Raw genomic sequence first — 24,105 nt, forward strand, 5'->3', positions numbered from 1 at the left:
GGTGACGGATCAGGGGGATGCTCCCGGCGGCGAGAAGTCGACCGCCAAGGAGAGCTTCGAGCGGGTGACAGGCGCATTCAGGCGCAGCCGGGAGGCGCGTGTGGCCCAGCGCCACGCGCAGGAGGAGGCCGATGCGCGGGAGTCTGCGGAGGTGGCCAAGGAGGCCGCCGCCGAAGCCCGTGAGTCGGCCGAGAACTTCGCGCTGCGCCTCGTCAACCAGTTCGAGCGCCTGCGCGAGGAGCGTCAGGAGCAGCTGGCCGCTCCCGAGCCGGTGACCGTCCCGACATCCGCGAGCCGGTCGCACGTCCCCTACGGCGTCGAGCTGGCCGCGCAGTGGGGCTGGCGGTTCCTGGTCATCGTCGCGGCCGGCTATCTGATCGTCCGTGCCCTCGGCTTCCTCAGCATCGTCGTCGTGCCGGTGGTCATCGCGCTGCTGATCGCCGCGCTCGTCTCCCCGGTGGTCAACGGCCTGGCTCGGGTCGGCCTGAAGCGCAGCATCTCGGCGCTCTTCGTGGTGATCGGGGTGCTCGCGGCGGTCATCGCCATGCTGAGCTTCGCCGGCACGCAGGTCGCCAACGGCTTCACCGACCTGGCCGGGCAGACCGTCAAGGCGCTCGACGAGATCCGGAACTGGCTGATCAATGGTCCGCTCCACGCGAGCGAGACCCAGATCGACACCTGGCTCAACACGGTGCAGACCACCCTGGAGGACTGGGCGGCGGCCTACGCCGCCAACCCGTTCTCCCGGGTCAGCGAGGTCGGCGGGGTCGCCCTCGACGTCTTCGCCGGCCTGTTCATCGTGCTCTTCTCCACCTACTTCTTCTGTGCCGAGGGCGAGCGGATCTGGGGCTGGCTGGTCCGGCTCGCGCCGCGCGCGGCGCGCAGCCGGATGGACAGCTCGGGCCGGGTCGCGTGGGTCTCGCTGACCCAGTTCACCCGCGCCACGGTCATCGTCGCCGCGGTGGACGCCATCGGCATCATGATCATCGCGGCGGCCCTGCAGGTGCCGTTCGTGGTCGCGATCGGTGTGCTCGTCTTCCTGAGCTCGTTCGTGCCGCTGATCGGCGCCACCGTCGCCGGCGCGGTCGCCGTGCTCGTCGCGCTGGTGTCCCAGGGACCGGTGACCGCGCTGCTGATGCTCGGTGGCGTGATCCTCGTCCAGCAGCTCGAGGCCCACGGCCTGCAGCCGTTCCTGCTCGGTCGCTGGGTCCGGGTCCACCCGCTCGGGGTGATCCTCGCGGTCGCCACCGGCATCGTGCTCGGTGGCGTGGCCGGTGCGCTCGTGGCGGTGCCGCTCGTGGCGGCTCTCAACGCGGTGGCCAACCACCTGACCGCGGTCCCGGCCACCACGCCGGCCACGGCCGCTCCGCCGACGTCGCCACCGCCACCGCCGCCGGTCAACGGCCCGACCTCCCCACCCCCACCGAGCCCAGGAGCAGGCAGTGCCTGAGATGCACGCTCAGCCGACGTACGACGACATCCTCGAGGCCCGCGAGCTGCTGCGCGACCACATCACCGAGACCCCGGTCCAGGGATCTCGCTGGCTGACCGACATCGTCGGCGACAAGGTCGTCCTCAAGTGCGAGAACCTGCAGCGTACGGGCTCCTTCAAGGCTCGTGGAGCATTCGTACGCATCGCCCGGCTGCCCGAGGAGCAGCGGAAGAACGGGGTGGTGGCCGCGAGTGCGGGCAACCACGCCCAGGGGGTCGCGCTGGCGGCGACGACCCTCGGCATCCCGTCCACCGTGTTCATGCCCGAGGGCGCGCCGATCCCGAAGGAGAAGGCCACCCGCGCCTACGGCGCGGAGGTGATCTTCGAGGGCCAGTACGTCGACCAGTGCCTCGATGCCGCGATGGACTTCGCCGCGCGCACCGGTGCGGTGATGATTCACCCCTTCGACCACCCCGACGTGGTCGCGGGCCAGGGCACGATCGGGCTCGAGATCCTCGAGCAGGCCCCTGACGTCAAGACCGTCGTCATCCCGCTGGGCGGTGGAGGCCTCCTCGCCGGGGCGGCGCTCGCGATCAAGGCGAAGCACCCCGACGTGAAGGTGATCGGCGTGCAGGCGGAGACCGCCGCCGCCTACCCGGTCTCGCTGCGCGAGGGCCGTCCGATCCGGCTCGACAAGATGCCGACGATGGCCGACGGCATCGCGGTCGGACTGCCAGGGGAGACCAACTTCCCGATGATCCAGTCCTACGTCGACGAGATCCGCACGGTCTCGGAGGAGTCGATCTCGAGCGCGCTGCTCGCGCTCGTCGAGCGGGCCAAGCTGGTCGTCGAGCCCGCCGGCGCCGTCGGCGTCGCCGCCCTGATGGACGCTCCCGAGGCCTTCGAGGGCCCGGTCGTGGTGGTGCTCTCCGGGGGCAACATCGATCCGCTCCTGCTCGGCAAGGTGATCCAGCACGGCATGACGCTGGCCGGGCGCTACCTGCCGGTCGCGGTCACGATCCCCGATCAGCCGGGCGCGCTGGCCACGCTGCTCTCGGTGATCGGCGACACCGGCGCCAACGTCATGGAGGTCGTGCACTCGCGCACCAATCCCGGGCTGAGGCTCGCCGAGGTCGGGGTGCAGCTCCAGCTGGAGACCCGTGGCCAGAACCATGCCGAGCGCGTTCTCGAACAGCTGCGCAGCAAGGGTTATCCAGCCGTCAGCCCGTGACCCCGTGCCGGGGAACGGTCTCGGAGGCAGATTGGGCAACGTTTCGGTCGCGAACTGTCTCCGGGTGTGGTTGCCTTGTTAAACTGAACCTTCTGACAATCTCCCGCAGAACGTTCCGCTGGGTGAACTACGCCCGCACAGCAGGGAGAAAAGGCGCCGGTTGATGGGGGTTGACCGGCGCCCCTTACCTATTCACTACCCATCAGGAGTAACTCGCTATGACTCAGTCGACCGAGACCACGGCTGCCACGATCTGGCTCAGCAAGGGTGCATTCGACAAGCTCACCGCGGAGTTGGAATACCTGAAGGGCCCCCGGCGCCAGGAGATCCTCGCCGAGATCAGCTCCGCCCGCGACGAAGGTGACCTCAAGGAGAACGGCGGCTACCACGCCGCTCGTGAGGAGCAGGGCAAGCTCGAGGGTCAGATCCAGCAGCTCGAGGCGTTGCTCCGCAAGGCGGACACCACGGTCCCCGAGGACGACGGTGTCGTCTCGGTCGGCAAGCTGGTCACGTTCAAGTTCGAGGGCGATGACGACGACGAGGCCGAGACCCGTCTGATCGCCTCCATCGAGATGAAGGAGTACGCCGGCGGAGTCGAGATCTCCTCCGCCGCCTCGCCGATCGGTGCAGCCCTGATCGGCGCGCGCATCGGTGACACGGTGACCTACGAGGGTCCGCGCGGGCCGCTCAAGGTCGAGATCCTGAAGACCGAGGTTTTCACCGGTCAGTAGGAATACCCGGTTAACCGGTGATTCCTGCACTTCTCTGGCGTTGCACTGCCCGAGAAGTGCAGGAATCACCTGAGAAGTACGGTCACTCGACCGTGCAGTCACCCCACTCGACCCGCAGCGCACGGCGCTCGGTCGGGATCGTGATCGTCTGACGCCCCTCTCCGGCGGTGAACTCGAGGTGGCCGACCTTCTCCTCCTGGTCGTCCTCGGCCTCGACGGTGCAGACCGGCTTCGCGTCCTTGTCGTGGAGACGTACGACGAAGGTCACCTCGACCTCGTTCTCGCTGACCGCCTCCCACTTCTCCAGCCCGGAGGAGACCTCGGGGTGCAGGGCGAGCCACAGCGCCCAGCCGAACCAGCCGATGACGGCGACCAGGGCGAGGACGAGGGCGATCATGAGTACGCCCGGGCGACGGCGCGGGCCGCGGCCGTAGCGGGTCGCGATGCGGGACTCTTCGGCTGAGGGCGTGCTCACCAGGACATGGTCCCATCCCGCGGAAGCAGACCGCACATCCGTCCCTGCGGCCTACCACGAATGTTGTCCGCGGACTGGGAGCGGGTAACCGAACCGTGAGACGGGGCGTGGTTAGGATTGAACCCATGCCAGAGCAGCTCCAGCAGGCCTTCCGCCTGATGCACGTGCACGCGCACCCCGACGACGAGTCGAGCAAGGGCGCCGGGATCACCGCGAAGTATGTCGCCGAAGGTGTCGACGTGCATGTCGCGACGTGTACGGGTGGCGAGCGGGGCGACATCCTCAACCCGAAGATGGAGCGCCCGGGGATCCTGGAGAACATCCACGAGATCCGCCGCGAGGAGATGCACCGCGCCCGCGACATCCTCGGCATCAAGCAGGACTGGCTCGGGTTCGTCGACTCCGGGTGGGTCGAGGAGTTCATGCTGGTCAAGGAGATGGCGGACAAGGACTGGTCGCTGCTTCCCGACGGCTGCTTCGGCCGGATGCCGCTCGAGGTGAGCACGCGCCGGCTCGTCGAGATCATCCGCTCGTTCCGGCCGCACGTGGTCACGACGTACGACGAGAACGGGGGCTACCCGCACCCGGACCACATCATGTGCCATCGGGTCTCGGTGGAGGCGTTCCGGGCGGCCGGCGACCCCGACCTGTTCCCGGACGCGGGCGAGCCCTGGCAGCCGCTGAAGCTCTACTACAGCCACACCTTCAACTACCCGCGCATGGTCGCCCTGCACGAGGCGATGAAGAGCCACGGGCTCAGCTCGCCCTACGAGGAGCGCCTCGAGGAGTGGAAGCCGGACCCGGGCTGGGACGAGCGCGTCACGACGAAGGTGGAGTGCGCCGACTTCTTCGGCGTACGTGACCAGGCGCTGCTCGCGCATGCCACCCAGATCGACCCCGACGGCCCCTGGTTCGCGGTGCCCCGGGAGATCGAGAAGGAGGCGTGGCCGACCGAGGACTACGAGCTGGTGACCTCCTACGTGCCGGTCCCCGAGGCCGAGAAGCGCGAGGAGACCGACCTGTTCGCCGGCCTCGACGTGTCCACCGCCGACGACGAGGGCAAGGCCGCGGTCGGCCGCGAGATCAGCTTCGGCAACGTGATCACCGCCTGAGCCCAGGCTGGGTCGTTCTCAGGCGAAGGTGAGACAATGTCCCCATGTCCGGCCTTCCGATGACGACCCTTGCGACGACGCAGTCGTTCTACACCTCCCAGCCCGCTCCTGAGCCCAACCCGCCCCAGGACGAGGACGTCGTCGCGGGCTGGACCGCCTTCGGCATCTTCATCGCGCTCTGCGTCGCGGTCGCGGTGATCGCCTGGAGCATGCTGCGTCAGTTCAAGAAGGTCGAGAAGGCCAAGGTCGAGGGCGTCTTCGGCGAGGAGGCCCAGGCCGAGGCGATCGCCAAGCAGGCCGCCAAGGACGAGATCAAGAAGCTGAAGCGCTAGCCCGCGCCGAGCGTGCCGCCGAGCTCGGCCGTGAGAGCGGGCGTCGCCTGCGTACGCAGCCTTCTGTCCGTCCGGGCCCGACGCCAGGGTTACGCAGGGTGCAGGTCGGTCAGCTCACCCTGATCCTGGCGGCGTTCGGCGTTCGGCGTCGGCCAGGCGTCAGAGCGTCGGCGCGATCGACGGCAGCAGGTCCTGGAACGTACGACCGTTGCCGATCTCGCCGAGCGCCGTCATCATCCAGCCGCCGTCGTAGCGACTGACCTTGGCCATGATCTCCGCGGTGTGCGGGCCGGTCTGGCTCAGGTCGAAGCGGGCGATCTCGGTGTGGGTCTTCTCGTCGACGAGGCGGCAGAAGGCGTTCTGGATCTGGGCGAAGCTCTGACCCGTGAACGAGTTGATCGTGAACACGATCTGCGCGACCTCGGCGGGCACCCGGTCGAGGTGGACGATGATCGACTCGTTGTCGCCGTCGCCGGCTCCGGTGCGGTTGTCACCGGAGTGGACCACGGAGCCGTTCCTGGACTTCAGCTGCCGGAACCAGGCCTGGTCGAGGTGGCCGCCCGCCGCGTCGTAGAGGATCGCGGAGGCGTCCAGGTCGACGTCGGCGCCGCGGAACCCGCCGAAGAGGCCCTGCCGGACCGCGTCCCAACCGAGCGCGATCCGCACGTGCGTCATGCTGCTGCCGTCACCTGTGGTGAGCGAGACCGACTGTCCCCGAGCGAGCGAGACGGACAAACTGATCCTCCGATGGCTGGGCCGACGCGGGCGGAGCGGGCGGGACACCACCAGCCTAGTCAATGGTGACGGTCACCGGCCCCGTTCCGGTCGGCTCGACCAGGATCCGGTGGTGCTCGGCCTCGCCGACGACTCGGCCGCCCTCGACGGCGATGTCGGGCCCGTCGGGGTAGTGGAGCGGGCTGACGTAGATCTCGGTGGGCTCATCGGTGTCCGCGGACGGCTCGTAGGTGTAGCTGAACTCGCCGGTCCCGGGGTCGAAGGAGAGGTCGACCGGCGTGCCGGCCGTGGCCTGCGGGTAGGTGCGGACCAGCGTACGCAGCTTGTCCTGCTTCACCGTCGACAGATCGGCGTCGTCGGTGAACATGCCCTGGCGGCCGTCGGCGGTGGTCGGGTCGTCCCAGTGCTTGTAGGCCCAGTGCATCCAGGAGGTGAAGTGGTCGTCGGCCGAGGCGGTGTCGATGGCCAGGAGCTCGGTGTTGTCGGTCGCGCCGAACTCCGACATCAGGTTGGTCGCGCCCATCGTCTCGGCCTGCTCGAGCGCCTTCAGGTTGTGGGTCTCGTCGTAGTCCTTGCACCCGCTGACCCCGATCGGGATGCCCTGGGAGTCGAGGTAGCCGTAGGGGCAGTAGCTGTGCCAGGAGTAGCCGACCTGGTCGTCGTTCGCCGGCCCGAAGCTGGAGTTGGGGACCTGGTTGGCGAGCAGCTGCGACTCGTACCAGACGATCCCGTCGGGATCGGACTTCCGGATCGCCGCCGTCGCCCGCTCGTACGCAGGCTGGAACTCGTCCCGGTAGGAGCTCGCGCACCCGGTGATCGGGCAGGAGAGCCACTCCCGGCCCGCCCACGGCTCGTTGATGAGGTCGTAGCCCATCGAGTAGGGCTGATCGCCCCAGCGCTGCGCGACCGCGCCCCAGGCGGCTGCCCAGCCGTCCTGGACGCCGTCCTTGTTGGCCCAGAAGTTGTCGTAGACGGTGGCCAGCTCCGGGGTGATGTAGGTCGCCGGGAACGAGAGCTTGACCGGCGGGTGCAGGTTGTAGGGCGCCGGCCGCTTCGCCGCCCAGTCGGGCACGCCCTCCCCGCCGTAGGTCTCGTGCCACATGTCCTGGTGGAAGTCGTACTGCATCCAGATGCCCTCCTCGGCGAGCAGGTCGATGACCCGCTGCCAGTCGTCGAGGTAGTTCTCGTCGACCTTCCCGGGGGCTTCCGGGGTCACGCCCGCCCACAGAGTGCCGATCCGGGCACCGTTGAACCCGTGCTCCGCCAGCCATTCGGCGTCGGCAGCGGTGAAGCCCTCGGGCGAGTCGGGCGGGACGTACGGGTCGTGCTTCCACGCCAGGTTCTGCCCGTGCACGAGCACGATCCGGCCGTGCTGGTCGACCAGCCAGCGTCCCTCGCGAGAGAGCTGCGGCGACTCCTTCCCGGGGTCGGCGGCCGCGGGCCCAACCGGGGTCAGCAGCGAGGTCCCGAACGCGAGCACAGCCGCCGCGGCGGCAACGATTCCGAAGCTTCCCGAGCGAGGTGACATGAGCGGAACCTAGTGCTCTTCATCACATCCGACAAGAACACGTTCTCATTCTGGACGGAAGATCCGGCACAAGCGATGCTCAGACCGGATCCGCAGTGGACAGGGGCTGCCTCTCTGCGGTTGAGTCAGGTGCGAAACATTGGGGGAGAATGTCACCTGTGAGAGACGAAACGAGCGGCTGGTCGGGGACCTGGGTGGCCGAACGTCTGGGCGTGCGTCTTCGGACGACCGACGCGCCGAGCGGGATGATGATCACCGATCTGGTCGGCCTGGCGGTGCGACGCAACCCCCGCCGGGCGCAGCTGCTCGTCTCCTCCGTCCTCGGCAAGCACGTCCCGACGGACCCGCGGCTGGTGACCGACGCCGGGCTGCGCCTGGGGGCCAAGGCTCGCGCCGCGGTCACGGGTGACGCGGTGGTGCTCGGCTACGCCGAGACGGCGACCGCGCTGGGCCATCTCGTCGCCGATGCGCTCGGGGCGCCCTACCTGCACTCCACCCGACGGGTCGTCGACGGCATCGAGTCTGTCGCCGACTTCTTCGAGGAGCACTCGCACGCGACGGCCCACCGGTTGCTGCCCGCCGACCCGGTCTTCCTCGCTCGCGCCGAGACGCTGGTCCTGGTCGACGACGAGATCATCACCGGCAAGACCGTCGTCAGCACCATCCGGGCGCTGCACAAGCGGTTCCCGCGCAAGCACTACGTCGTGGCCGCGCTCGTCGACCTGCGCTCGGAGGCCGACCGTGGCCGCATGGAGCGCTCGATCAAGCGGCTGCGCGCCACCGTGGACGTCGTCTCCCTCGCCAGCGGCGAGATCGAGCTGCCCGAGGACCTCGCCGACAACGGCAACCGGCTCATCGACACCGTCGAGAACCTTCGCCAGCTGGCCGGCGTCGAGCCGACCCAGCGCCCGCGCGGCGAGGTCGTCCAGGTCGTCGCGACCTGGCCGCGGGCCGTCCCGGAGGGCGGCCGCCACGGCTTCACGACCAGCGCCGCCAGCTCCTACGAGTCGGCGGTCACGGTCACCGCCGCCGCCATCGCCGGCCGCATCCCCGACGGCCCCGTGCACGTCCTGGGCACCGAGGAGCTGATGTACGCACCCCTGCGGATCGCCTCCGCGCTGGCCGACCGGCGGGCGGCCGAGGGGCGGCGCCACGAGATCACCTACTCGACCACCACGCGTTCGCCGGTGCTCGACGTCGACGATCCGGGCTATGCGATCCGCACCGCGATCACCTTCCCCTCCCACGACGCTCCCGCCGACGGCGACGGTCCGAGGTTCGCCTACAACCTGTGGGAAGGGGCGTTCGAGGCGATCGTGCTCGTCGTCGACGAGCCCGCCGACACACCCGCGCTGCACGCCGAGGGCGGCCTGGTCGACCAGCTCGCCCGGATAGCGCCCCGGGTCGTGGTCGTCACCATCCCGGCGTTCACCCCGGAACCGCGCCACGACCAGCCGGCCCGGCAGCTGCCCGCTCCGCTGCACGGACCCGCATTCGGCTCCTACGAGCGAGACGACGTCGCCTGGCTGCTCAAGGACCTCTCCCCGGACGAGGCGGAGACGCCGGCCGAGGAGAGCGCGGAGGCCCATCTCGAGCTCTTCGAGGAGGCGCTGAGCGCGTCGGCGCAGCGCGTGGCGTACGCCGTCGGCCTGGTCACCGAGCACGTCCTGGCGCGGCGCGGGCAGGATGCCGTGCTGGTCTCGCTGGCCCCGTCCGGCACTCCGATCGGTGTGCTGATGCGACGCTGGGCGCAGCGGGTGCACGGCCTCGACCTGCCCCACTACGCGATCTCGCTGACGCACGGTCGCGGCATCGACCAGACCGCGCTCGCCTATCTGGCCGCGCACCACGACCCCGCTCGAGTGATGTTCGTGGACGGCTGGACCGGCACCGGCGCGATCACCCGTGAGCTGGCGGCCTCGGTGGAGAAAGCCAACTCCACGCTCGACGCCCATCTCTCCTCGCCCTTCTCCCCGGAGCTCGCGGCTCTCGCCGACCCGGGCCGGAGCGTGTCGGTCTACGGCACCCGGGAGGACTACCTGATCCCGTCGGCGTGCCTCGACGCCACCGTCTCGGGCCTCGTCTCGCGCCCCGTCGCCGACGACGACCGGGTCGGTCCCAACGACTTCCACGGCGCGGTGTTCCACGCCGAGCTGGCTTCGGCCGACGTGTCCAAGAAGTTCATCGACACGGTCGCGGCCAGGTTCCCGATCGTACGCACCAAGGTGATGCTCGACCTGGAGGCTCACCTCGGCGGTGACCACACCCCCACCTGGGTGGGCTGGGAGGCGGTCGAGGGGGTCGCCGAGCGGTTCGCGGACGGCGACGTCGGCCTGGTCGAGGCAGCCGGTGTCGACGAGACCGTCCGGCTGCTGCTGCACGGCGAGCCCGCCAAGATCCTGGTCAACCCGGCGCGTGACGCCGAGCTGGGTCAGGTCAGGAAGCTCGCCGAGGCGCGAGAAGTCCCGCTGGAGCGGGTCTCCGACCTGCCCTACTCCTGCATCGGCCTGCTGCGTCCCTGATGCCGGTGCGCCCGCCTCAGGACCTGCTCGTCGTCGGGAGCGTCAACGTCGACCTGACGGCGCTCGTCGACCGACTGCCCGGTGCCGGTGAGACCGTCGGAGGAGGACAGCTGCGTCGTGACGTCGGCGGAAAGGGCGCCAACCAGGCGGTCGCGGCGAGCCGGCTCGGCGCGCGGGTGCGGATGATCGGCGCCGTCGGCTCCGACACGGACGGCGCCACGGCGCTCGAGACCATCCGGGCCGCCGGCGTGGACGTCACCGCCGTACGCACCGTCGACGCGCCCACCGGCACCGCGCTGATCGCGGTCGACGCGGCGGGGGAGAACCAGATCGTGGTGTGCGGCGGCGCCAACGCGCTGGTCGACGCCGACGGGATCGCGGTCGGGATGGACGAGGCCGTGCTGATGCAGCTCGAGCTGTCCATGGACGTGGTCCGGGCGGTGGCGGCACGGGCCGCCGGTTTCGTCGCGGTCAACGCGGCCCCCGCGCACCCGCTCCCCGCGGACCTCGTCGAGCGCGTCGACCTGTTCATCGTCAACGAGACCGAGTACGCCGCGATGCCCGAGCTGCGCGGCGCCCGGCGGGTCGCGGTGACCTACGGGGCATCGGGAGCGGCGATGGTCGTCGACGGCGCCGAGGCCGCGCGGGTGCCCACGGCCGCGGTTGCGGATGTCGTCAACACCGTCGGTGCCGGCGACGCCTTCTCCGCGGCCCTCACCCTCGCGATCCTCTCGGGTGCGTCGGACGAGCAGGCGCTGCGTACGGCCTGTGCGGTCGGTGCGGCCGCCGTCGCCCATCCCAGCGCCCAGCCGCCACTGGACCGGCTGGAGACGTACGGCCGTCTCTGACGGGTACGACGGGGAGTTCTGCAGGGATTACCGACGAGTAACCCATGCAGAACTCCCCGTCGTACCCGAGGTTCTCAGAGCTCCTTGCGGAAGAAGTGGGTCGCGTGCGGGTTGTCGTTGTAGCGGTCGATGCGCTCATAGCCGGCCCGCTCGTACATCCCGATCGCCTCGCTGAGGACGTCGCGGGTGTCGAGGCGTACGACCCGATGGCCCAGTCGAACCGCCTCGGCCTCGAGGTGGCGCAGCAGGCGCGAGCCGAGGCCGGCACCGCGCCAGGCGGGGTCGACCCACATCCGCTTGATCTCGCCGGTTCCGTCGAACTCGCGCACCCCGCCGGAGGCGACCGGTGCGCCGTCACTGGCGGCGACGAAGAAGGTGCCGTGGGGCGGCCGCAGCGAGGGGTCGTCGCCGAAGCCCTCGTCGCCGACGGTGAACCCGAACCGTTCGCCGATCTCGGCGAAGTAGTGGCCCATTGCCTCCTGGGCCATCGGGTCGCGCGGGTCGACCGGCTCGATGGTGATCGTGGCGGCCCGCACCAGCAGGTCGGCCGTCGCCAGCGCCTCGTTGAGGCGGTCGCGCTGTCGCTGCGTCAACGGGTCGAGCAGCAGGTGGGCGCGCTCCTCGGAGCGCCGCTCGAGGTCGTCCCACTGCTTGAGGCCGTCCTCGGTGAGCACCACCAGTCGTCGCCGGCCGTCGGACGGGTCGCGTTCCGTCGCGACGTACCCCTTGCTCTCCAGGCTTCGCAGCATCCGGCTGACGTAACCGGAATCCAGGCCGCCGAGGCGGGTACGCAGGTCCTGGACCGTGCGGGCGCCGAGACCGATCTCGTAGAGGATGCGGGCGGTGCCGTAGGGGAGGCCGCTGCCGAGGAAGGACTCCTCGAGGGCTCCGACCCGACGGACGTAGCTCATGTTGAACTTGCGCATCACCGAGGTGTCCACTGTCATGTATCTGACTTTAGTCAGGCATTTCCGTGGATCCAAGAGAATTCTTGGAAATGACGAACGGCCCGTCCTCTCGGACGGGCCGTTTCCATGGGGTGAGCGACGGGGCTTGAACCCGCGACCCTCGCGACCACAACGCGATGCTCTACCAGCTGAGCTACGCCCACCATCGACCCGGACAGCGCATGTCCGAGCCAGCAGAAAGCATAGGGGAATCAGACCGGATCTGTGGAATCGGCGACCTCGTCCGGCTCGATCAGGCCGGTGATCGAGGCGCCGTGCCGGGCGGCGATCTCCTTGGCCGTGTCCGAGTCCGGGCCGGGCATCGGCACGAAGACCGCCTCGCGGTAGTAGCGAAGCTCCTCGATCGACTCCTGGATGTCGGCCAGCGCGCGGTGGTTGCCGCGCTTGGGAGGAGCCGAGAAGTAGGCCCGCGGGAACCAGCGGCGCGACAGCTCCTTGATCGAGGAGACGTCGACGTTGCGGTAGTGCAGGAACCCCTCCAGCTCGGGCATGTCGCGGGCCAGGAAGTTGCGGTCGGTGGCCACCGTGTTGCCACCCAGGGGCGGCCGGGAGTCCTTGCCGCAGTGCTCCCAGACGTACGCCAGGACCTGCTCCTCCGCCTCACGCATCGTCACACCGTTCTCGAGCTCGACCAGCAGGCCGGACTTGGTGTGCATGTCGCGAACGAAGTCGTCCATCTGCTCCAGCGCCTCGGCCGGGGGTTTGATGATGATGTCGACCCCGTCGCCGAGCACGTTGAGATCGAAGTCGGTGACGAGGGCCGCCACCTCGATGAGCGCGTCGTTCTCGAGGGACAACCCGGTCATCTCGCAGTCGATCCAGACCAGACGTTCGTTCAGTGAAGCCACGCAGAGCACCATAACGCCGCTGCTCAACGGCTTCGCGGAGGGATAGGCGACGATGTGATAACGGTTCCCATGGCGTGGTTTCAGCATGCACTCAGGAGACCGACCTATGTTGGCCCCATGAGCACGGATTCAGCCAGCAGCCCCTCGCGCAAGGAGAAGCGTGAGGCCCGCGCTGCCAAGGCCGCCGCGGAGCTGGAGGCTCTGCGCAAGAAGCAGGCCCGCAAGTCGATCCTCACCGTCGTGGCGGTCTGCGCCGCCATCGCCGTGATCGTCGGCGGCCTCGTCTGGTTCAGCCTGAACCGCTCCGGGGACAGCGAGATCGCCGCGCCCGAAGCCGGCAGCAGCGAGCACGGCCTCGTGATCGGCCCCGACGACGCGCCCCACAAGGTCGTCATCTACGAGGACTTCCTCTGCCCCTACTGCGCCGACTTCGAGGCCGCGTCCCGCGAGGATCTCGCCGAGCTCGCTGCCGACGGCAAGGTGCAGGTCGACTACCGCCCGTTCGTGCTCCTCGACCGGATCGGCCCCTACTCCGAGCTCGCCACCTCGGCCTTCGCGGTCGTCCAGGAGGAGGCCGGCGACGAGGTCGCCAAGAAGTTCCACGACCTGCTCTTCGAGAACCAGCCGAGCGAGTCCGGCCCGTTCCCCGAGGCCGCCGACCTCGTCGACCTCGCCGTCGAGGCGGGCGCCGAGGAGGCCGCGGTCAAGGATCGGATCGCCAACCTCGACGGCAAGGCCTGGGCCGACGCCGCCACCCGGGCGGCCGCCGACGACGGCGTGCAGGGGACCCCGACCATCCTGCTCGACGGCGAGCAGTTCCAGGACGGCAACTCCATCGACGACATCGCCGCCAATCTGGTCGAGCAGATCTCCTGACGCCCGTCGTCCGATCCGCGTTGCCAGGGGTTCGGCTCCCGTTTCGGTAGGCACCGTACGGTTCGGCGACAGCCCACGGCGGCTGGCCGAAGACCCCTACGCGAAGGTGCTCGAGATGGCGTACGCGACGACCGAAGAAGGCCATCGGATCTATGTGAAGCCGACCGATCCGCGGGCTCTCGGCCTGATCGCCAACAAGGGACGGATCATCCGTGGCTCGCTCGAGCTGTGGCGGGTGGCGCTCGGGCTGCACGAGTGGCAGACCGTGATCGACATCGGCGTGAACTACGGCGAGATGCTCGTCGGGGTGGAGATCCCGGCGGGCGCCGAGCTGATCGGGTTCGAGCCGAACACCTCGCTCCACAAGGTCCTGCGCAAGACCCTCGAGGCCCGAGGCGTGGCGATCGACCTTCGCTCGCAGGCCGTCGCCGACAGGCCCGGCACGGCGCGGTTCGCGGTCGACCGCACCTGGTCGGGAACGTCGTCGCTCTACGACGAGCGCCACGACGGCTCGGCCCGCTGGCAGCTCCGCGACGTCGAGGTCACCACGCTCGACGAGATCCTCGGCGGATCGGGGCGGTCGTTCTGCGTGAAGGTGGATGTCGAGGGCTTCGAGCGGGAGGTCGTCGACGGCGCGGCCAGGTCGCTGGAGCGCAACACACACTGGGCGCTGATGCTCGAGATCGAGCACATGGACCGTGGCTATCTGGCCGAGCTGGCCCGGACCCGGGACGTGTTCGTCAAGGAGAAGGACTCGACCGTGCTGCGGCGGGTGCCCGGCGAGCGCATCGCCGTCGAGGAGCTTCTCGACGACCCCACCTTGCACCGCCAGGACTGTGTGGTCCTGAGCCCTGCCCTTGCCGGTCGATCGGCGATAGCGTGACGGCATGACCGAGATCCAGATCGTCGAGCAGTTCCTGGCCGCGCTCGAGACCGGAGAGGTCGACGCGGCGCTGGCACTGTGCGCGGACGACGTCACCTACCAGAACGTGCCCCTGCCGCCCGCCCGCGGCCTGTCCGAGGTCGGGCGCCAGCTGCGGGTCATGGGGAAGTACGCCACCGGCTTCGAGGTCCGGATGATCAACATCGCGGCCAACGGCCCGGTGGTGCTCACCGAGCGCATCGACGTGCTCAGTCGCGGCTCGGTCTCCGCCGAGTTCTGGGTGTGCGGCACCTTCGAGGTGCGCGACGGCAAGATCGTGCTCTGGCGCGACTACTTCGACTGGACCACGTTCATCGCGGCGGGCGTCAAGGGCGTCGGCCTCGCCGCGTTCGGCGCGATCCGGAAGGCCGTCGGCCGCTGACCCACCGAGCGCTGTTGTGCGCAGTGCACGAGGCACCTCGTGCGCTGTTCTTGTGACGCCAGTCACAGCGAGCCCTACGCTCGGAGACATGCCTCGTGCGTCAGTCGCTCTCCTCGCCCTGCTCCTGATCGCTTCCGCACTGGTCGCCTCGACCGGCCCGGCCGTCGCCGACCCCGAGCCTCCCGGTGACCAGCCGCTGCCGGGCTACACGATCAGCAACCCGGCGTTGGCACCGATCGTCGTCGGCGGCGAGGAGACCACGGTGCGCCAGGGCGTGCACGAGCACGCGGCGTACATCCTCGAGGTGCCGGCGGACTGGAACGGCGAGCTGGTGATGTGGGCCCACGGCTACCGCGGGCTCAGCTACACGCTGACGCCCGAGACCCCGGGGTTCGGGCTGCGGCGTACGTTCCTCGAGCAGGGCTACGCCTGGGCGGCGTCGAGCTACTCCACCAACGGCTACGACGTGGGTGCCGGGGTGCGCTCGACCCGGGACCTGGCGACGTACGCCTCCGAGCTGCTGCCCCGCCGTGCCAGCCGCACGTATGTGACCGGGGTGTCCATGGGCGGGCACGTGATCGGTCGCTCGCTGGAGCAGTATCCGGGGTTCTACGACGGCGCGATGCCGATGTGCGGGCAGCTCGGGGACGTGGAGCTCTTCGACTTCTTCGTCGACTACAACCTCGGCGCCCAGGCGCTCGCCGGGCACGACGCCTACCCCTACGACGAGAACTACCAGAGTGCCGACGTCCCGGTGATCAAGGAGCGGCTGGGGCTCGACGGCACGCTGACCCCGGAGGGCGAGCAGCTGCGGGCGATGACGATCGAGCGCAGCGGTGGCCCGCGGCCGGGCGCGGTGGCGGCCTTCGGGCAGTGGAAGGACTTCCTGTTCTCGCTGCCCTCGGTCGACGACGGCGGCACCCTGGCCTTCAACATCGCCCGGGTCGCGACCAACCAGGACACCGTCTACACGCCGAGCTCGCCGGTCGATCTCAACAGCCAGATCGAGCGGATCGACCCCGCAGATCCGGCCGGGCGCTACAGCCACCGGCTCAACGCGCCCTCGCGGATCTCCGGCCGTCCGAGCGCACCGGTGGTGAGCCTGCACAACCTCGGCGACATGTTCGTGCCGTTCTCGCTGGAGCAGATCTACCTGCGTGAGGTGAAGCGCCACCACCGCGACGGTCTCGTCGTGCAGCGGGCGATCCGGTCGGCCGGGCACTGCGAGTTCAGTCCCACCGAGGCCGCGACGGCCTGGGGCGACCTCGTCGACTGGGTCGAGCACGGCGACCGCCCGGCCGGCGACGACGTGCTCGACCGGGCAGCGGTCGCCGCGCCCGACTACGGCTGCGCGTTCACCGATCCCGCTGCGTACGGGACCGGCTCACGCCGCCTCTACGCGCGCTGCCCCTGAGCGTCCAGGCCGGCGTCAGCGGACGACGTCGTAGACGAGCTTGAGGATGCCGTTGGCGTAGGTCTCCGACTCGACCAGCTTCAGCATCTGCTTGTCCTTGTCGGTCTCGCTCCACATCGACTTCCCGGCACCGAGGACGACCGGGAAGACGAGCAGGTGGTAGCGGTCGATCAGGCCGGCGTCGGAGAGGTTGCGGGCGAGCTCGGCGCTGCCGGCGATCAGGAGCGGGCCGCCGTCGCCCTGCTTGAGCTGCTCGACCTCGTCCAGCGACCTCACGATGTTCTGCGGGCCCCAGCCCTCGACCAGGGCCTCCTCGCCGAGGGAGGTCGAGACGACGTACTTCGGGATCTCCTTGACCACCGCGAAGTCCTCGATGTCGGGCCAGATCGGGGCGAAGGCCTCGTAGCTGCGGCGGCCGAACATCAGCGCGCCGGCCTCCTCCATCTCGCTGCCCTTGATGGCGTAGGCCTCCGGCAGGAACTCGATGTCCTGGAACGTCCAGCCACCGCTGCGGTGCTGCTCGGACGGCGAGCCGCCGCCGGGGGAGTCGACGACGCCGTCGAGGGACACGAAAGCTGAGTAGATGAGGGTGCGCATGAGCCCGATCCTGCCGTGACGGACTCGGACAGCGCCAGAGGTTTCCGGGCGCTACCGTGAAGGCATGACGGCCCGACGACGTGCTCAGGAGTTCTGCGAGGCGTACGGCCTCTCGATGCCGATCCTTCAGGCGCCGATGGCGGGCGCCTGTCCGCCCGCGGCGGCGGCCGCGGTGGCCGACGCCGGCGGAATGGGTGCGGCCGGGGTGGTGCTCGACCCGCCGCAGCGGATCGCGGAGTGGACCGCCGAGTTCCGGTCGATGTCGACGGGTCCTCTGCAGCTGAACATCTGGATCCCCGACCCCCTCGACGACGACCAGGCCAGGATCTCGGCCGCGGAGGAGTTCCTGGGACGGTTCGGTACGCCGGGACCCGAGCAGCCTCCCGCGCCCTCGTTCGAGGAGCAGTGCGAGGCGATGCTCGCCGCCCGGCCGACGGTCGTCTCCTCGATCATGGGCCTCTTCCCGCCCGACTACGTCGACCGTCTGCACGAGGCCGGGATCGCCTGGTTCGCGTGCGCCACGACCCTGGCCGAGGCTCGGGCCGCCCAGGAGGCCGGCGCCGACGCCATCGTCGCGCAGGGACTCGAGGCCGGCGGGCACCGCGGCGTCTTCGAGGCGGGGACGGCGGAGCGTACGGCCGTCGGGCTGTTCGCCCTGCTCCCGCACATCGTCGACGGCGTGGACCTGCCGGTCATCGCGACCGGCGCGATCGCCGACGGTCGTGCCGTCGCCGCGGCGCTGACCCTCGGTGCGAGCGCCGTGCAGGTCGGCAGCGCGCTGCTGAGGTCGCCCGAGACCGGGATCGCCGACGCCTGGGCCGCGTCGCTCGACGGGCTCGAGCCGGAGGACACGGTCGCCACCCGTGCCTACTCCGGCCGCCTCGGCCGCTCCGCCCCGACGCCCTATGTGCGCTCCTGGGAAGTTCCGGGTGCACCGTCGCCCGCGCCCTACCCTCATCAGCGCCGACTGGTCGCCCGGTGGCGCAAGGGCACGCCGGACGCGGCTGCACCGGTCGCCCTGGACCGCGCCAACCACTGGGCCGGCCAGGCCGCCGGTCGCGCCGTCTCCGAACCCGCCGGCCAGATCATCGCCCGCTTGTGGAGCGAGGCCCAGGAGAACCTGCCGCAGCTGGTCTGATCGTCGTCCGTCGGGTGCGCAGAATCCCGCCATGGCGGGAAAATGCCTGCCGGACCGCGGCACACTCTGCCGAGAGCACGGGCGCCGACCCTGCGAGGTGTAGAACGGAAGGCATGAGCGAAACCTGGTCCCAGCGCCTGCTCGCGGACGGCTTCGGCCGGATCGCGGAGAGCCTCCCCGCGATCGTCGACGGCCTCTCCGTCGAGGACCTGCTGTGGCGGCCGTACGACCGGGCGAACTCGATCGCCTGGACCCTGTGGCACATCGCCCGGATGGAGGACGCTCAGATCGCGCCGCTGGCCAGCACCGACGAGGTGTGGGCGCGGGACGGCTGGGTGGAGCGGTTCGGGCTGCCCTATCGGCCACGAGCGATGGGCTACGGGCAGTCCGCCGAGGAGGTTGCGGCGTTCCGGCTGGAGGACCCGGTGCTGCTGACCGGCTACTACCGGGCCGTCCATGCGGCCACCCTCGAGCTCGTCGGCTCGCTGAGCGATGAGGATCTCGCGCGGGTCATCGACGAGCGCTGGGACCCGCCGGTCACCGCTGCCGTGCGGCTGGTCAGCGTCGTCGACGACGCCGCCCAGCACATCGGCCAGGCGGCGTACGTCAAGGGGCTGCTGGGTCTGCGCTGAGAGCGAGCCTCAGAGAACGGCGGCGATGGCCTCGTCGATCGAGGCGTCGCCGGAGACCAGCTCCCACTGCTTGCCGACGGTGGCGTCGTCGTCGATCACCGCGGCTATGACCGCGGCCACGTCGGCGCGCGGGATGGTGTCGCGGTCGAGCTTCGGGGCCAGCTTCACCCGCCCGGTCGCGGGCTCGTCGGTGAGGCCGCCGGGACGCAGGATCGTCCACTCGAGGTCGCTGTCGCGCAGAGCGATATCGGCGTCACGCTTGGCCTCGACGTAGGCCTTCCAGACCTCACCGGCGTCGGCCGGGACCGGCTCGTCGACGCTGATCGCCGAGACCTGGACGAAGCGCTTGATGCCCGCGGCCCTCGCGCCCGCGATCGACTTCGTCGAGCCCTCCAGGTCGACGGTGCGCTTGCGCTCCTTGTTGCCGTCGGGGCCGCCTCCGGCGGCGAAGACGACCGCGTCGCAGCCCGCGAAGGCGGCAGCGAACCCGTCGGCGTCCTGGTTCTCGATGTCGAGCAGGCCGACCTCGGCCCCGAGCGCCTCGAGCTCGGCCCGGTAGCTCTCGCTGCGTACGAGTGCGACCGGGGTGTGGCCCGCGGCGGCGAGGATCGGATGGAGATGGAGGGCGACCTTGCCGTGGCCGCCGACGATGGCGATGCGCATGCCTCCACCATAGGCAGTACGGAGGGTCAAGCTGGGGACAGCGACCCGAGCGCGTGCACGAGCGGCGCGAGCTCGGGGATCTCGGCGGCCTCGTCCAGTGCCGTACGCAGCACCTCGTCGTGCAGCGGGCGGGCCTTCTTCAGCAGGGCCCGTCCCGTGGGCGTGAGCTCGGTGTAGATCCCGCGCCGGTCGTCGGCGCACAGGATCCGGGTGAGGAGGTTGCGGTTCTCCAGGCGGGTGACCAGGCGGGTCGTGGCCGAGGAGGAGAGAGCCGCGGCGCGGGCCAGCTGCTGCATCCGCATGTGCCAGCCGTCCTGGCGGCTGAGGGCGTCGAGCACGGTGAACTCGACGACGGACAGCCCGTGCTCGCGCTGCAGCGCCTTCTCGAGCGCGGCCTCGATCAGTCCGTGCACGGCCGCCAGCGTGCGCCAGCCCTGAGCGCGGATCTCGACGGCGTCATCAGCGATTCCCATGGGTCCTCCTTCGTGGACACCTCCAGCATACCCGAGTTGCGCGGATAGTGCGCGCGTGCAACTATAAATATCAAGCGTGTGCAACTACTGCGCACGCGGACTATCAACAGACGCAACCCGTCCATGTTCAGGAGTCATCCATGCCCGTCGCACTGCTAGCCCTCGCGATCGGAGGGTTCGGCATCGGCCTCACCGAGTTCGTCATCATGGGCCTGCTGCCCGAGGTCTCCGCCGACTTCGCGGTCAGCGAGACCACCGCCGGCTACCTCATCTCCGGCTACGCCCTCAGCGTCGCGATCGGCGCCATCGCCCTGACCCTCGCGCTCACCCGCGTGCCCCGTAAGTTCGCCCTGCTGGGCCTGATGGTGCTGTTCATCATCGGCAACCTGGTCTCGGCGATCTCGCCCGACTACGCCACGATGATGGTCGGCCGGATCATCGCGGCCCTGTGCCACGGTGCCTTCTTCGGCATCGGTGCCGTCGTCGCCGCGCAGCTGGTCGCCCCGGAGCGCAAGGCCAGCGCGATCGCCTTCATGTTCGGCGGCCTCACCCTCGCCAACGTCCTCGGCGTACCGCTCGGCACCTTGCTCGGCCAGGCCGCCGGCTGGCGCTCGACCTTCTGGGCCATCACCGTGATCGGCATCATCGCCTTCGTCGGCATCGCGCTCCTGGTCCCGGCCCACACCGGCCGCAGCGAGGAGGCCGCCCCGGCCGTACGCACCGAGCTGGCCGCCTTCGCCAGCCCTCAGGTCTGGTTCTCGATCGCCCTGACCGTGCTCGGCTACGGCGGCATGTTCGGCGGGTTCACCTACATCGCCTTCACCCTGACCGAGGTCAGCGGCTTCTCCGCGGGTGCGGTCCCGCTGCTGCTCGTCCTCTTCGGCGTCGGCCTCTTCTTCGGCAACATCGTCGGCGGCCGAGCCGCCGACCGCGATCTGGTCAAGACCCTGGGTGTTCTCCTCGCTGCCCTGACCCTCGTCCTCGCCGCCTTCGCCCTCGTCGCCACCAGCCAGGTGCTGACCGTCGTCGCGCTGGTCCTGATGGGCGCGGTCGGCTTCGGCACGGTGCCGGCCCTGCAGATGCGGGTGATGGGGTACGCCGACCGGGCGCCCACCCTCGCCTCCGGCGCCAACATCGCCGCCTTCAACGTCGGCAACGCGCTCGGCGCGTGGATCGGCGGCCTCACCCTCGCCGCCGGCCTCGGCTACACCTCGCCGCTGTGGGCGGGCGCCGGGGTCACCGCGCTCGGTCTGCTCGTGCTGCTGGTCGCCGTCCGTGCGCCCGGGGGCGAGCGGCGTACGTCCGTTCCTGTCCCTGCCTGAACCTCACCTACCTCGAAGAGAAGGAAGTCATGACCATCCCGAACATCACCTTGAACAACGGCGTCGAGATGCCACAGCTCGGCTTCGGCGTCTTCCAGGTGCCGAACGACGAGACCGAGGCGGCCGTGACCGCGGCGCTCGAGGCCGGCTACCGCAGCATCGACACCGCGGCGGTCTACGGCAACGAGGCCGGCGTCGGCCGCGCGCTCGCGAAGTCGGGCATCGCCCGCGAGGAGCTCTTCATCACCACGAAGCTCTGGAACGCCGACCACGAGCGGCCGGCCGAGGCGTACGAGAAGAGCCTCGAGCTCCTCGGCCTCGACCGGGTCGACCTCTACCTGATCCACTGGCCGACCCCGGCCCGCGATCTCTATCTCGACGCCTGGCAGGGACTCGAGGAGCTGTACGCCGCAGGTCGGACCCGCGCGATCGGCGTCTCGAACTTCCTGCCCGAGCACCTGGACCGGGTCGTCGGTCTCGGCGGCACGGTGCCGGCGGTCAACCAGATCGAGCTCCACCCGGCGCTGCAGCAGCGCGCGACGGCGGTCGCCGACGACCGGCTCGGGATCGCGACCGAGGCGTGGAGCCCGCTCGCCCAGGGCGCCATGCTCGAGAACCCGGTCATCACCGCGATCGCCGACCGCCTCGGCCGCACCACCGCCCAGGTGATCCTGCGCTGGCACCTCCAGCAGGGCCGGATCGTGATCCCCAAGTCGGTGACCCCGTCGCGGATCGCGCAGAACATCGACGTGTTCGGCTTCGATCTCACCGACGCCGACCTCGCCGCGATCGACGCCCTGGAGAGCGACGGCCGCACCGGCCCGGACCCGGCGACGTTCAACGCCGCCTGACGCCTGCGCTTGCCCGGGAAGCAGGTGTTATCGATCGGTGATCAGCCCAGGGCGGACGTCCGGACCGGTTGGGGGCATGCTTGGCGCATGCGATTGACCGAGCACGAGCTCACCGTGGCCCTGACCGGGACGGCGAAGTCCGTCCTGGCCTCCGGCCGGAGGTTCCGCAAGGGCGGTGCAGACATCGACAAGGTCTGGGACGAGACCGACCGGTTCCAGCGCTTCAAGCTCCTGGACAGCATCGGCACCCAGATCTTCCCGGTGCTCACCGACCTTCCCGATGTCGACGTCCCCGTCGGCGGCCGCCCGTCCTTCCCGGAGGAGCAGATCCGCGAGTCCGTCGAGCGCAACATCGGCGACGACGTCGGCCGGCTCCGTCGGGCGGTCACGGTCAAGGCGCGCGTCGCGCTCGTCCAGGCCGCCCTGTCCAACCTGCCGCCCCGGGCCGAGGGCGACCTGCGTCTGACCGACTGAGGTCGCGGATGCTCAGCGGAGGCGCTGGGCGACGTTGTCGCTGAGGTGCTCGAGGGAGTCCTTGAGGGTGGTGAACTCCTCGGTCTGCAGCGCCATCACCTCGGCGATGGTGTCGGGAACGCCTTCGGCGCGGCTGCGCAGATCGGTGCCGGCATCGGTCAGGCGCAGGCGGACGCTGCGCTGGTCCTCGGGGAGCTTCTCGCGGGTGACCAACCCGGCCGCCTCCAAGCGCTTGACCAGCGGCGTGACGGTGCCGTAGTCGAGGCCGAGCCGCTCGCCGAGCTCGCCCATCGTGACGGGGGAGCTCTCCCAGAGCACGAGCATGGCGACGTACTGGGAATAGGTCAGTCCCAGGGCGTCGAGGATCGGTCGGTAGGCCGCGGTCACGAGCCGCTGCGCGGTGTAGAGCGAGAAGCACAGCTGCTCGCTCAGCTCCAGGCTGTGGCGAGTCTCTGTCATGGGCCCACCCTACAACCCTTGCGCGCAAGCCTTTCGAGAGAAGCCTTGCGTGCAAGGTAAGTGCGGCGTAGATTCCTTGTACGCAAGGTAATTCGCCTCGAGGAGTGAACGACATATCCAAGCCCCCGTCCCGTGCCCGCCGCCGCATCGCGTTCCTGCTCTTCGACGGCGTGAAGACGCTCGACTACGTCGGTCCCGCCGAGGTCTTCGTCGAGGCCAACCAGGCGGTGGACGCCTACGACATCCTGCTGCTCTCGCCGGACGGGAAGGACGTGGTGACCTCTCTCGGTAGCCGGGTCTCCGTGCACGGCGCGGCCCACGAGTCGGGCGACTTCGACACGGTGATCGTGCCGGGAAGCGAGCTGCCGCCCCATGAGTTCGTACGCAGCACGGTGACCGAGGCGGCGATCTCGCTGGCCTCGCGTGCCCGGCGGGTGGTCTCGATCTGCAGCGGCGCCTTCGTGCTCGCCGAGATCGGGATGCTCGACGGCCGGCGCGCGACGACGCACTGGAAGTTCGCGCCGGAGCTCCAGCGGCTGTACCCGCGCGTGCGGGTGGAGCCCGACGCGATCTTCGTACGTGACGGCGAGATCCTGACCTCGGCCGGTGTCGCTGCGGGCATCGACCTGGCGCTGGCCCTGGTCGAGGACGACCACGGCGCCGACATCGCGCGACAGGTCGCCCAGCTCCTGCTCGTCTACCTGCAGCGCTCCGGCGGCCAGTCGCAGTACTCGGTCCCGCTGCGGGCCCGGGCACGACCTGCCTCGATCGTCCGCCGCGCGACCGATCTGGTCGACGCCGATCCCACCCGTGCCTGGACCGTGACCGACCTCGCCCGGCTCGTCTCGACCAGCCCGCGCCATCTCGCCCGGCGCTTCCGCGACGAGCTGGGCCAGTCACCGTCCGAGTACGTCACCGCGGTGCGCTTCGACCTCGCCCGGATGCACCTCGAGCTCGGTGCGAGCGTGACCGAGACGGCGGTGCAGTCGGGATACGGCAGCCCGGAGGCGCTGCGGCGGACGTTCGTCGCGCGGCTCGGCATCTCGCCGTCGCAGTACCAGCGCCGGTTCCGGTCCGCGCTCTCCGCCGAACGCGGTCGTGCCCGGGGACGAGCCGAGTTCGAGCTCGCCGACTGAGTCC

The 24,105-nt window shown here is 70.0% G+C and carries 26 protein-coding genes and 1 tRNA gene; 17 read left to right on the top strand and 10 right to left on the bottom strand.

The genetic code is table 11. The annotated features are described in order from the left end of the window. Position 1 precedes the first annotated feature (1 nt). The 3 genes from ACFVDI_RS16930 to greA all read left to right on the top strand — a co-directional run bounded on the left by ACFVDI_RS16930 (position 2) and on the right by greA (position 3,394). On the top strand, positions 2–1,450 hold the full coding sequence (locus tag ACFVDI_RS16930; protein ID WP_378907009.1) for an AI-2E family transporter: 1,449 nt from the start codon (positions 2–4) through the stop codon (positions 1,448–1,450). A 1-nt stretch (position 1,451) separates the two neighbouring features. Continuing rightward, the gene (ilvA, locus tag ACFVDI_RS16935; protein WP_378907109.1) at positions 1,452–2,663 is read left to right on the top strand and encodes a threonine ammonia-lyase; all 1,212 of its coding nucleotides are present in this window, start codon (positions 1,452–1,454) and stop codon (positions 2,661–2,663) included. Positions 2,664–2,881: 218 nt separating this feature from the next. Continuing rightward, a complete protein-coding gene (greA, locus tag ACFVDI_RS16940) occupies positions 2,882–3,394 on the top strand; it encodes a transcription elongation factor GreA (RefSeq protein WP_378907011.1) in 513 nt (170 codons plus the stop codon). Between the two features lie 82 nt (positions 3,395–3,476). Here greA and ACFVDI_RS16945 read toward each other — a convergent pair whose 3' ends face one another. Further along, positions 3,477–3,869, bottom strand: a complete 393-nt coding sequence (locus ACFVDI_RS16945; RefSeq protein WP_378907013.1) for a DUF4307 domain-containing protein — start codon at positions 3,867–3,869, stop codon at positions 3,477–3,479. A gap of 125 nt (positions 3,870–3,994) precedes the next feature. Between ACFVDI_RS16945 and mca the strand changes: the two genes are divergently transcribed. Together mca and ACFVDI_RS16955 are read left to right on the top strand one after the other, a co-directional pair. Then, on the top strand, positions 3,995–4,981 hold the full coding sequence (gene mca, locus ACFVDI_RS16950) for a mycothiol conjugate amidase Mca (RefSeq protein WP_378907015.1): 987 nt from the start codon (positions 3,995–3,997) through the stop codon (positions 4,979–4,981). Positions 4,982–5,025: 44 nt separating this feature from the next. Next, positions 5,026–5,313 carry a hypothetical protein gene (locus tag ACFVDI_RS16955; protein WP_378907017.1) on the top strand — a complete coding sequence of 96 codons (288 nt, stop codon included), beginning with the start codon at positions 5,026–5,028 and terminating at the stop codon, positions 5,311–5,313. A gap of 159 nt (positions 5,314–5,472) precedes the next feature. On the opposite strand, the gene ACFVDI_RS16960 is transcribed toward ACFVDI_RS16955, so the two are convergent. Further along, on the bottom strand, positions 5,473–6,099 hold the full coding sequence (locus tag ACFVDI_RS16960; RefSeq protein WP_378907019.1) for a TerD family protein: 627 nt from the start codon (positions 6,097–6,099) through the stop codon (positions 5,473–5,475). 4 nt (positions 6,100–6,103) lie between these two features. After that, a complete protein-coding gene (locus tag ACFVDI_RS16965) occupies positions 6,104–7,576 on the bottom strand; it encodes a cellulase family glycosylhydrolase (protein ID WP_378907021.1) in 1,473 nt (490 codons plus the stop codon). A 149-nt stretch (positions 7,577–7,725) separates the two neighbouring features. Here ACFVDI_RS16965 and ACFVDI_RS16970 point away from each other — a divergent pair, with 149 nt between their 5' ends. After that, complete coding sequence (locus ACFVDI_RS16970; RefSeq protein WP_378907023.1) at positions 7,726–10,098, top strand: phosphoribosyltransferase domain-containing protein; 2,373 nt, start codon at positions 7,726–7,728, stop codon at positions 10,096–10,098. 5 nt (positions 10,099–10,103) lie between these two features. Then, positions 10,104–10,946 carry a ribokinase gene (locus ACFVDI_RS16975; RefSeq protein ID WP_378907025.1) on the top strand — a complete coding sequence of 281 codons (843 nt, stop codon included), beginning with the start codon at positions 10,104–10,106 and terminating at the stop codon, positions 10,944–10,946. A gap of 74 nt (positions 10,947–11,020) precedes the next feature. Here the strand turns inward: ACFVDI_RS16975 and ACFVDI_RS16980 are convergent, their stop codons facing one another. The 3 genes from ACFVDI_RS16980 to orn form a co-directional block, all read right to left on the bottom strand. Beyond that, a complete protein-coding gene (locus ACFVDI_RS16980; protein WP_378907027.1) occupies positions 11,021–11,893 on the bottom strand; it encodes a GNAT family N-acetyltransferase in 873 nt (290 codons plus the stop codon). A gap of 88 nt (positions 11,894–11,981) precedes the next feature. Beyond that, positions 11,982–12,057: transfer RNA gene (locus tag ACFVDI_RS16985), tRNA-His, on the bottom strand. A gap of 48 nt (positions 12,058–12,105) precedes the next feature. Beyond that, positions 12,106–12,774 (bottom strand): oligoribonuclease, encoded by a 669-nt coding sequence (gene orn / locus ACFVDI_RS16990; protein ID WP_378907111.1) that lies wholly within the window; start codon positions 12,772–12,774, stop codon positions 12,106–12,108. A 105-nt stretch (positions 12,775–12,879) separates the two neighbouring features. On the opposite strand from orn, the gene ACFVDI_RS16995 reads away from it, so the two are divergent. The 4 genes from ACFVDI_RS16995 (at position 12,880) to ACFVDI_RS17010 (ending at position 16,356) form a co-directional block, all read left to right on the top strand. Beyond that, positions 12,880–13,638 (top strand): DsbA family protein, encoded by a 759-nt coding sequence (locus ACFVDI_RS16995; RefSeq protein WP_378907029.1) that lies wholly within the window; start codon positions 12,880–12,882, stop codon positions 13,636–13,638. A gap of 115 nt (positions 13,639–13,753) precedes the next feature. Further along, positions 13,754–14,521: an FkbM family methyltransferase gene (locus tag ACFVDI_RS17000; protein WP_378907031.1), complete on the top strand. Its 768-nt coding sequence runs from the start codon at positions 13,754–13,756 to the stop codon at positions 14,519–14,521. Positions 14,522–14,525: 4 nt separating this feature from the next. Continuing rightward, complete coding sequence (locus ACFVDI_RS17005) at positions 14,526–14,942, top strand: limonene-1,2-epoxide hydrolase family protein (RefSeq protein ID WP_378907033.1); 417 nt, start codon at positions 14,526–14,528, stop codon at positions 14,940–14,942. An 88-nt stretch (positions 14,943–15,030) separates the two neighbouring features. Further along, positions 15,031–16,356 (top strand): hypothetical protein, encoded by a 1,326-nt coding sequence (locus ACFVDI_RS17010; protein WP_378907035.1) that lies wholly within the window; start codon positions 15,031–15,033, stop codon positions 16,354–16,356. 15 nt (positions 16,357–16,371) lie between these two features. Here ACFVDI_RS17010 and ACFVDI_RS17015 read toward each other — a convergent pair whose 3' ends face one another. Continuing rightward, complete coding sequence (locus tag ACFVDI_RS17015) at positions 16,372–16,953, bottom strand: dihydrofolate reductase family protein (RefSeq protein WP_378907037.1); 582 nt, start codon at positions 16,951–16,953, stop codon at positions 16,372–16,374. Between the two features lie 64 nt (positions 16,954–17,017). Here ACFVDI_RS17015 and ACFVDI_RS17020 point away from each other — a divergent pair, with 64 nt between their 5' ends. Both ACFVDI_RS17020 and ACFVDI_RS17025 read left to right on the top strand, forming a co-directional pair. Continuing rightward, positions 17,018–18,091: an NAD(P)H-dependent flavin oxidoreductase gene (locus tag ACFVDI_RS17020; RefSeq protein ID WP_378907039.1), complete on the top strand. Its 1,074-nt coding sequence runs from the start codon at positions 17,018–17,020 to the stop codon at positions 18,089–18,091. Positions 18,092–18,204: 113 nt separating this feature from the next. Further along, positions 18,205–18,723: a DinB family protein gene (locus ACFVDI_RS17025; RefSeq protein WP_378907041.1), complete on the top strand. Its 519-nt coding sequence runs from the start codon at positions 18,205–18,207 to the stop codon at positions 18,721–18,723. A gap of 9 nt (positions 18,724–18,732) precedes the next feature. Here the strand turns inward: ACFVDI_RS17025 and ACFVDI_RS17030 are convergent, their stop codons facing one another. Beyond that, the gene (locus tag ACFVDI_RS17030; RefSeq protein WP_378907043.1) at positions 18,733–19,386 is read right to left on the bottom strand and encodes an NAD(P)H-binding protein; all 654 of its coding nucleotides are present in this window, start codon (positions 19,384–19,386) and stop codon (positions 18,733–18,735) included. Between the two features lie 26 nt (positions 19,387–19,412). After that, positions 19,413–19,859: a MarR family winged helix-turn-helix transcriptional regulator gene (locus ACFVDI_RS17035; RefSeq protein WP_378907045.1), complete on the bottom strand. Its 447-nt coding sequence runs from the start codon at positions 19,857–19,859 to the stop codon at positions 19,413–19,415. Between the two features lie 140 nt (positions 19,860–19,999). Between ACFVDI_RS17035 and ACFVDI_RS17040 the strand changes: the two genes are divergently transcribed. The 3 genes from ACFVDI_RS17040 (at position 20,000) to ACFVDI_RS17050 (ending at position 22,506) form a co-directional block, all read left to right on the top strand. After that, a complete protein-coding gene (locus tag ACFVDI_RS17040) occupies positions 20,000–21,181 on the top strand; it encodes an MFS transporter (protein WP_378907048.1) in 1,182 nt (393 codons plus the stop codon). Positions 21,182–21,210: 29 nt separating this feature from the next. Then, a complete protein-coding gene (locus tag ACFVDI_RS17045) occupies positions 21,211–22,032 on the top strand; it encodes an aldo/keto reductase (protein ID WP_378907050.1) in 822 nt (273 codons plus the stop codon). Positions 22,033–22,119: 87 nt separating this feature from the next. After that, positions 22,120–22,506, top strand: coding sequence for a hypothetical protein (locus ACFVDI_RS17050; protein ID WP_378907052.1), 387 nt, complete (start codon positions 22,120–22,122; stop codon positions 22,504–22,506). Positions 22,507–22,518: 12 nt separating this feature from the next. Here the strand turns inward: ACFVDI_RS17050 and ACFVDI_RS17055 are convergent, their stop codons facing one another. Beyond that, positions 22,519–22,965, bottom strand: a complete 447-nt coding sequence (locus ACFVDI_RS17055) for a MarR family winged helix-turn-helix transcriptional regulator (protein ID WP_378907054.1) — start codon at positions 22,963–22,965, stop codon at positions 22,519–22,521. 104 nt (positions 22,966–23,069) lie between these two features. Between ACFVDI_RS17055 and ACFVDI_RS17060 the strand changes: the two genes are divergently transcribed. Beyond that, the gene (locus ACFVDI_RS17060; protein WP_378907056.1) at positions 23,070–24,101 is read left to right on the top strand and encodes a GlxA family transcriptional regulator; all 1,032 of its coding nucleotides are present in this window, start codon (positions 23,070–23,072) and stop codon (positions 24,099–24,101) included. Positions 24,102–24,105 lie beyond the last annotated feature (4 nt).

The sequence above is a fragment of the Nocardioides sp. NPDC057767 genome (assembly GCF_042798275.1).
Lineage (GTDB): Bacteria > Actinomycetota > Actinomycetes > Propionibacteriales > Nocardioidaceae > Nocardioides.

Coding starts and splice junctions, on each gene's coding strand:
- ilvA (WP_378907109.1), top strand. CDS start 1,452: ATGCACGCTCAGCCGACGTACGACGACATCCTCGAGGCCCGCGAGCTG.
- greA (WP_378907011.1), top strand. CDS start 2,882: ATGACTCAGTCGACCGAGACCACGGCTGCCACGATCTGGCTCAGCAAG.
- mca (WP_378907015.1), top strand. CDS start 3,995: ATGCCAGAGCAGCTCCAGCAGGCCTTCCGCCTGATGCACGTGCACGCG.
- ACFVDI_RS16955 (WP_378907017.1), top strand. CDS start 5,026: ATGTCCGGCCTTCCGATGACGACCCTTGCGACGACGCAGTCGTTCTAC.
- ACFVDI_RS16965 (WP_378907021.1), bottom strand. CDS start 7,576: ATGTCACCTCGCTCGGGAAGCTTCGGAATCGTTGCCGCCGCGGCGGCT.
- ACFVDI_RS16970 (WP_378907023.1), top strand. CDS start 7,726: ATGTCACCTGTGAGAGACGAAACGAGCGGCTGGTCGGGGACCTGGGTG.
- ACFVDI_RS16980 (WP_378907027.1), bottom strand. CDS start 11,893: ATGACAGTGGACACCTCGGTGATGCGCAAGTTCAACATGAGCTACGTC.
- orn (WP_378907111.1), bottom strand. CDS start 12,774: ATGGTGCTCTGCGTGGCTTCACTGAACGAACGTCTGGTCTGGATCGAC.
- ACFVDI_RS16995 (WP_378907029.1), top strand. CDS start 12,880: ATGAGCACGGATTCAGCCAGCAGCCCCTCGCGCAAGGAGAAGCGTGAG.
- ACFVDI_RS17000 (WP_378907031.1), top strand. CDS start 13,754: ATGGCGTACGCGACGACCGAAGAAGGCCATCGGATCTATGTGAAGCCG.
- ACFVDI_RS17005 (WP_378907033.1), top strand. CDS start 14,526: ATGACCGAGATCCAGATCGTCGAGCAGTTCCTGGCCGCGCTCGAGACC.
- ACFVDI_RS17010 (WP_378907035.1), top strand. CDS start 15,031: ATGCCTCGTGCGTCAGTCGCTCTCCTCGCCCTGCTCCTGATCGCTTCC.
- ACFVDI_RS17015 (WP_378907037.1), bottom strand. CDS start 16,953: ATGCGCACCCTCATCTACTCAGCTTTCGTGTCCCTCGACGGCGTCGTC.
- ACFVDI_RS17020 (WP_378907039.1), top strand. CDS start 17,018: ATGACGGCCCGACGACGTGCTCAGGAGTTCTGCGAGGCGTACGGCCTC.
- ACFVDI_RS17025 (WP_378907041.1), top strand. CDS start 18,205: ATGAGCGAAACCTGGTCCCAGCGCCTGCTCGCGGACGGCTTCGGCCGG.
- ACFVDI_RS17030 (WP_378907043.1), bottom strand. CDS start 19,386: ATGCGCATCGCCATCGTCGGCGGCCACGGCAAGGTCGCCCTCCATCTC.
- ACFVDI_RS17035 (WP_378907045.1), bottom strand. CDS start 19,859: ATGGGAATCGCTGATGACGCCGTCGAGATCCGCGCTCAGGGCTGGCGC.
- ACFVDI_RS17040 (WP_378907048.1), top strand. CDS start 20,000: ATGCCCGTCGCACTGCTAGCCCTCGCGATCGGAGGGTTCGGCATCGGC.
- ACFVDI_RS17045 (WP_378907050.1), top strand. CDS start 21,211: ATGACCATCCCGAACATCACCTTGAACAACGGCGTCGAGATGCCACAG.
- ACFVDI_RS17050 (WP_378907052.1), top strand. CDS start 22,120: ATGCGATTGACCGAGCACGAGCTCACCGTGGCCCTGACCGGGACGGCG.
- ACFVDI_RS17055 (WP_378907054.1), bottom strand. CDS start 22,965: ATGACAGAGACTCGCCACAGCCTGGAGCTGAGCGAGCAGCTGTGCTTC.